Source organism: Pseudomonas izuensis (assembly GCF_009861505.1).
In the GTDB taxonomy this organism is placed as follows: Bacteria; Pseudomonadota; Gammaproteobacteria; order Pseudomonadales; family Pseudomonadaceae; genus Aquipseudomonas; species Aquipseudomonas izuensis.
In genome coordinates this window covers 111,206-117,538 of record NZ_WTFT01000020.1, presented here as the reverse complement: position 1 = coordinate 117,538, position 6,333 = coordinate 111,206, and the positions used below count along the sequence as shown (strand labels likewise).

Annotated in this window: 3 protein-coding genes; 2 read left to right on the top strand and 1 reads right to left on the bottom strand. The window is 61.9% G+C overall.

Features of this window, described 5'->3' with window-relative positions; genetic code table 11:
* Positions 1–2,063 (bottom strand): retention module-containing protein (locus GPL81_RS18700; RefSeq protein WP_160107904.1); only part of this gene is annotated, 2,063 nt, incomplete at its 3' end.
* A 593-nt stretch (positions 2,064–2,656) separates the two neighbouring features.
* Between GPL81_RS18700 and GPL81_RS18695 the strand changes: the two genes are divergently transcribed.
* Together GPL81_RS18695 and GPL81_RS18690 are read left to right on the top strand one after the other, a co-directional pair.
* The gene (locus GPL81_RS18695) at positions 2,657–4,015 is read left to right on the top strand and encodes a TolC family outer membrane protein (RefSeq protein ID WP_160107903.1); all 1,359 of its coding nucleotides are present in this window, start codon (positions 2,657–2,659) and stop codon (positions 4,013–4,015) included.
* A 151-nt stretch (positions 4,016–4,166) separates the two neighbouring features.
* Positions 4,167–6,326, top strand: a complete 2,160-nt coding sequence (locus tag GPL81_RS18690; RefSeq protein WP_160107902.1) for a type I secretion system permease/ATPase — start codon at positions 4,167–4,169, stop codon at positions 6,324–6,326.
* Positions 6,327–6,333: the final 7 nt, after the last annotated feature.

Below are 6,333 nucleotides of genomic sequence, written 5' to 3'. Positions count from 1 at the left end.
CTGTTGTACACGTCGATGGTGATAGTCGTGGTGCTCTCGTCGCCATCGGCATCGCGCACGGTGTAGGTGAAGACGTCGGTCGCCCCGGGGCCGCTCACGCTGTTCGGGTTGCTGTGGTAGACCGCGTTGCCATGGGCATCGAGGGTCAGGTAGCCGTAGGTGCCGTTGATCTGGCTGTTCAAGCCGCCGATGGCCGAGGTCGAGGTGTCCGAGCCGGCGCGCACGCCGACCACCGCGCCGCTGGCCGCCGGGCCGTCGGCGCCGCCGATGTCGTTGTCCAGCACGTTGCCGCTGACGGTGCCGCCCTCCTGCACGGAGTCGGCGTCAGGTTTGGCGGTCGGCAAATCGTCGACGATGTTGACGTTGATTTGCCCGGTGGCGGTGCTGCCATCGGTGTCGGTGGCAACGACGTTGAAGTGCTCGGTGAGGCTGTTGGCGCCATTGGCGTTCGGATGCGCTTCGTTATCCACCAGGGTGTAGCTGTAGCTGACCACGCCGGTCGCCGGGTTATAGCCGGTGATGGTAAAGGTGCTGCCCAAGGGGGTGGTGATGGTTTGCGGAAAACCTGCGGCCACGCCACCGCTGACCACGGTGATGCCACCCACGGTCAGGGCTTGCAGGCCATCCAGCGCGCTGACGGTGAAGGTACCGCTCTGGGTCAGGGCCGGGGCATTGGGGCTGGTGCCGTCGCTGAGGTTCTTTTCATAGACCGTCAGTTCGCCACCCTGCGCATCGAGGCCATTGAGGGTCACGCCATCGTCGTTGTTGTGAATGTTCAGTATCAGGTGGGCGGTGCTGGTGTCGCCGTCGGCATCGGTGAGGGTGTAGGTGAAATTTTCGGTGCCGGTGCCGCCGCCATGCAGCGCTTTGAAATCGGCATCACTGGTGTTCAGGGTGTAGGTGTAAGTGCCGTTGGCATTGAGCACCAGGGTGCCGTAGGTACCGACGAACGTGCCGGGGGTGATCGGGCCGCTGCTCGGGCCGACCGGCACGCGGTCTGCGCCTTGCACGTCGTTGGTCAGCACGTTGCCATTGAGGACAAGATGGGTTTCCGATGCCGTGCCATTGTGGTCGTCGTACGCTTTGGGTACATCATCGGTGATGTTGACGTCCAGGGAACCGGTGGCGGTGTCGCCATTGCTGTCGCCAGCCACCACGGTGAAGTGTTCGCTGAGGGTGGTGCCGTCACCGGATGTATGGGTTTCGTTGCCGTTGAGGGTGTAGCTGTAACTCACCACGCCCGTGGCCGGGTTGTAACCGGTGATGGTCAGGGTACTGCCCAGCGGCGTGGTGATTGACTGCGGGAAGCCTGCGGCGACGCCGCCGCTGATGACGCTGATACCGCCAATGCTCAGGTTGTTCAACCCGTCGAGCGCCGTGACGGTGAACGTGCCGTTCTGGGTCAATGCCGCGGGATTGCTCGCCGAGCCACCGGCGAGATTGGCTTCGTTAACGGTCAGTTCGCCCCCCGCCACCGACAGCCCGTTGAGGGTGACCGGGTTGTTCACGGCAGGTGTGATCACTGGCGCCGGAGTGTCATCGCCAGTGTTGATCGCGGCATCGTGCCGCTCTTCGGGAAATTCGGGAATGCCATTGAAACCGGCTGTAGGGAAGCCAATGATCGGATCGACCCGCCCGCCCACTTCCTCAAGCAATACAAAACTGTGGCCGCCGCCCAGTGCGCCACCGCCAGGCCCGGTCGAACCCGGCCCGGCCGCCGTGGCTTCGGCGGTCTGCGTCGGGTCATCACCGGCAGCAATGGCTTTTTGCAGTTGCTCGACGTCGCTCAGTTGCGCCTGGCTCGGCGTCACCGCCTCGGCCGCGTTCACATGAGGTGATTCATGGACCAGCAATTGAGCGTTCATTTGCAGGCTGCTGCCCCGTCCGAGGGTCAGTTCCTGGCCATTTTCCAAATGCACCGCCACGGCACCTTCGGCCCCGGTATTGAGTTGTTCACCGGCGAACAATCGGTCGCCCTCGATCAGAACGCGACGAGTGCCGTCGCCCGCCAGTGCGAATACCTGACCGATGACCTTACTGACGATACCGATGAGCGTAGCCATGTGCATCTCCTCCGCTGCCAACATGCTGTCGGCACTTTTTTGTTGCGAAGAACATGCTCATGGATGGCTCAAACGGGTTGCCCGGCGGATCGTCTACCGGTCAGCGGGGTTACCTGAGTAAGCCGCTGCCCTGGCGACGATCTCGCCCGGCGTGTTGCCCGCAGGTCACGTGCGGTTTGAAGTAATCCCTTTGCAATCAATGGCATTGGAATCCAAATCACAAACAGGTGTCCTGCAAGCGAAGCGTAACGGTCCTGAACCACCCATGTGACAAAAAACCGTCACTCAATTCCGCTACACATCCCTCCCCTCCAGCACTTCTCCGCCCTATGTCGATAAGTGGATCGAAGCCTTTCACGAACCCTGATGAGCGCCCTAAAGCTCATAAATCAAGGGCTTCGCCAGTGAACAATGTGCTGGATTTTGCAGACCGCATAAGTTTTTTTCGGCATAACCGCTATGAAAAATTCTTCTTAGCTTCGCCCCAGAATGTTCTTAGCTCTTTTGTTAAAAGCATGAAACGGTTTACCTATAAAAGTCGTCAAATAATTGGCGACTGATAAAGCACCATCAGGAATCAGGGAGATGCATCCATGCGCCGATTAAGCCCCCTCTGCACCGCCGTTTTACTGGCCATGGCCTGCACCTCTCAGGCTCAAGCCATGTCGTTGACCGAAGCGATCCAGAGCACTATTGCAACCCACCCTGAACTGGCGTCGCGAGTGGACAGCCGTCTGTCGGCTGATGAAGACGTGAAGGTCGCCAAGGGGGGCTTTTATCCATCGGTTGACCTGAATGCCGCCTACGGGCGCGGGTACAGCGATAACACCAATACCCGGGCGTTCGGCGATCACCACACATCGATCCTCAACTACACCCAGTCGGAACTGCGCCTGCGCCAGATGCTTTTTGATGGCTTCAATACTGCCAATGAGGTCGAGCGCACCAAAGGCGTGGTCAACTCGCGGGCCTATTACGCCCAGGGCACCGCCCAGGATCTGGCCCTGCGCACCATCGAGGTCTACCTCGAAGTGCTCAAGCGCCGGGAACTGGTGACGCTGGCCAAGAACAACCTGCAAGCGCACTTGCGGGTCAACGACCAGATCGGCCTGCGCACCCAGCGCGGTATCGGCAGTAATGCCGACGCCGACCAGTCCACCGCTCGCCGGGCACTGGCGGAGAACAACCTCGACACCGCCGAAGTGGACCTGGCCGACGCGGAAGCCAATTTTGCCGCTGTGGTAGGTCGCCTGCCCGATGAACTGGAAGCCCCGCCTTCGACGCGAGGCGAACTGCCGGGCACCTTGCTGGAAGCCCAGCAAAGCATGGTGGAAAACAACCCCTACCTGAAGTCCGCCCAGGCCGACGTGCAATCGGCCGAGAGCCAGTACGAGGTCGCCAAGTCGCCGTTTTACCCACGCTTCGACGCCGAAGCCGCCGTAGGCGCCAACAACAACATTCAAGGCGACAAGGGTCATGACAACGAATGGCGAGTCGGCGTGGTCATGAACTACAACCTGTTCCGTGGCGGCAGCGACAAGGCTCGCCTGCAATCCGACGCGCACAAGATCAATCAGGCGATGGACATCCGCAACAATGCCCTGCGCCAGCTCAACGAAAACATTCACCTGGCCTGGAACGCCATGGTCAACGCCAAGAAGCAGACCCCGACCGCCCGTGAATACGCCGACACCAGTAAACGCGTGCGCATGGCCTATCAGGATCAATTCGGCCTCGGCCAACGCACCCTGCTCGACCTGCTGGACAGTGAAAACGAACTCTACAACGCCAACCGCCGCTACACCGAAGTGCGCTACACCGAGGAGTTTTCGATGTACCGGGTCCTGGCGAACATGGGCCAGTTGTTGAGCAAACAGCGGGTTGTATTGCCTGCCGATGCGATTGCCCAGGCCGAAGTCAAAAGTGAAGCTCGTCTGCCTGAACTCAAATAGGGCCCTCTGTAGGAGCGAGCCTGCTCGCGATGATCGTTAATGATGACGCGGGAGTCCTGACACCCCGCGGCGCTCTCAGGTTCATCGTCGGAACGCCGCCCGGAGCAAGCTCGCCCCTACAGTAAGTTGTGCAAATACGGGAGCGATCAATGTGACCAGCATGGAACCCGGCAACATCGGTGTCGATCCGCGCCTGAGCTTCGATGACCCACTGCTGGACGGTCTGTTGATCCTCTGCAAACTCCATGGCGCGACGGTCAGTCGCGCCAGCCTCAGTGCCGGGCTGCCAATGGCACACCAACGCCTGAGCCTGGATCTGCTGCCGCGCGCAGCGGCCCGGGCCGGTTTACAGGCGCGCCTGTTGCGCCGCGACCTCAAGGACATCTCCCCGCTCAACCTGCCGGTGCTGCTGCTGCTGAACAACGGCCGTACAGCAGTGCTACGCCGCATCGGCGATGACGGCAAGGTACTGATCCTGCCCAGCGAAGCCGACGGCGGCGAACAGTGGATCAGCCCTGAAGAGCTTGCAGAGCATTACTCTGGCCAGACCCTGTTCGCCCGGCCACGGCATGAACTCGAAGACCTGCGCTCACCCTTGGTGCCGCGGGTGCAGGCCTGGTTTCGCGACACCCTGAAGCTGTCGAAATGGCTGTACAGCGACGCGATCCTCGCCAGTTTCCTGATCAACCTGCTGGGCCTGATGGTGCCGCTGTTCGTGATGCAGACCTACGACCGCGTGGTGCCGAACCAGGCCACATCGACCTTGTGGGTGTTGTCCATCGGCTTGCTGATCGGCACCGTTTTCGAATTGGTTCTGCGCGTGGTGCGCGCGCATTTGCTGGACACCGCCGGGAAGAAAACCGACGTGATCCTGTCGGCGACCTTGTTCGAACGCATCACCGGCATGGCGATGAAAGCGCGTCCGGCGACCATCGGCGGTTTTGCCCAGAGCATTCATGACTTCCAGGGCCTGCGCGAATTTCTTACCGCCGTGACCCTCACCAGCCTGATCGACTTGCCCTTCGCCTTGCTGATGCTGCTGGTGATCGGCCTGCTCGGCGGCTGGCTGGTGGTGATACCGGTCCTGGCGTTCCCGATCACGATCATTTTCGCCATGGTGATCCAGGCACGCCTGCGCGACACCGTGCAAAAAAGCCTGACCCTGGGGGCTGAACGCCAGGCCCTGCTGATCGAAACCCTCGGCGGCCTGGAAACCCTCAAGGCCTGCAGCGCCGAAAGCGAGCGCCAGCACAAATGGGAAAGCACCCACGGCGCCCTCACCCGCCTCGACAGCCACGCGCGCAACCTGGCGGCGCTGGCCACCAACGGCACGCTGTTCATCCAGCAGTTTTCCGGCATGGCGACCATCGTCGCCGGGGTCTACAGCATCATCGCCGGCAACCTGAGCGTCGGCGCACTGGTCGCGACCTACATGCTCGGCAGCCGGGTACTGGCGCCGCTGGGGCAAATCGCCGGGTTGATCACCCGCTACCAGCAAGCGCAACTGACCATGAAAAGCACCGACGCGCTGATGTCCCTGCCCCAGGAAAGAGACGCCCGCCAACGGCCACTGGAACGCACGCAACTGCAAGGCGCGCTGGATGTGGTCGGCGTGACGTTCCACTACAACGGCCAGAGCGCACCGGCGCTGGCCAATGTCGGCTTCAGTGTGAAACCCGGGGAACGGATCGGCATCATCGGCCGTAGCGGCTCGGGCAAAAGTACCCTCGCACGACTGATGATGGGCTTCTACGAACCTGCCGAAGGCCAGTTGCTGCTCGATGGCCTGGATCTGCGACAACTGGACGTCGCCGACCTGCGCCATCAGATCGGTTATGTCGCCCACGACCTGCCACTGCTGGCCGGCAGCCTGCGCGACAACCTGACCCTCGGTGCGCGCTACATCAGCGATGCGCGCATGCTCGAAGTGGCGGAACTGACCGGCGTCACCGAGCTGGCCCGACAACACCCGCAAGGCTTCGACCGGCCCGTCGGCGAGCGCGGTCAATTGCTGTCCGGCGGTCAACGCCAGGCCGTGCTGCTGGCCCGGGCGCTGTTGCTGGATCCGCCGATCATGCTGCTCGACGAGCCCACCAGCGCCATGGACAACAGCAGCGAAGACGTTCTGCGGCAAAAACTCCACGGCTGGGTCCAGGGCAAAACCGTGCTGCTGGTGACCCACCGTACCTCGATGCTCAGCCTGGTGGATCGATTGGTGGTGCTGGACAACGGGCGGATCGTCGCCGACGGGCCGAAAGAAGCGGTCATCGATGCACTGCGCAAGGGCCGTGTCGGCTCGGCGGCGGTCTAGGAGTTGC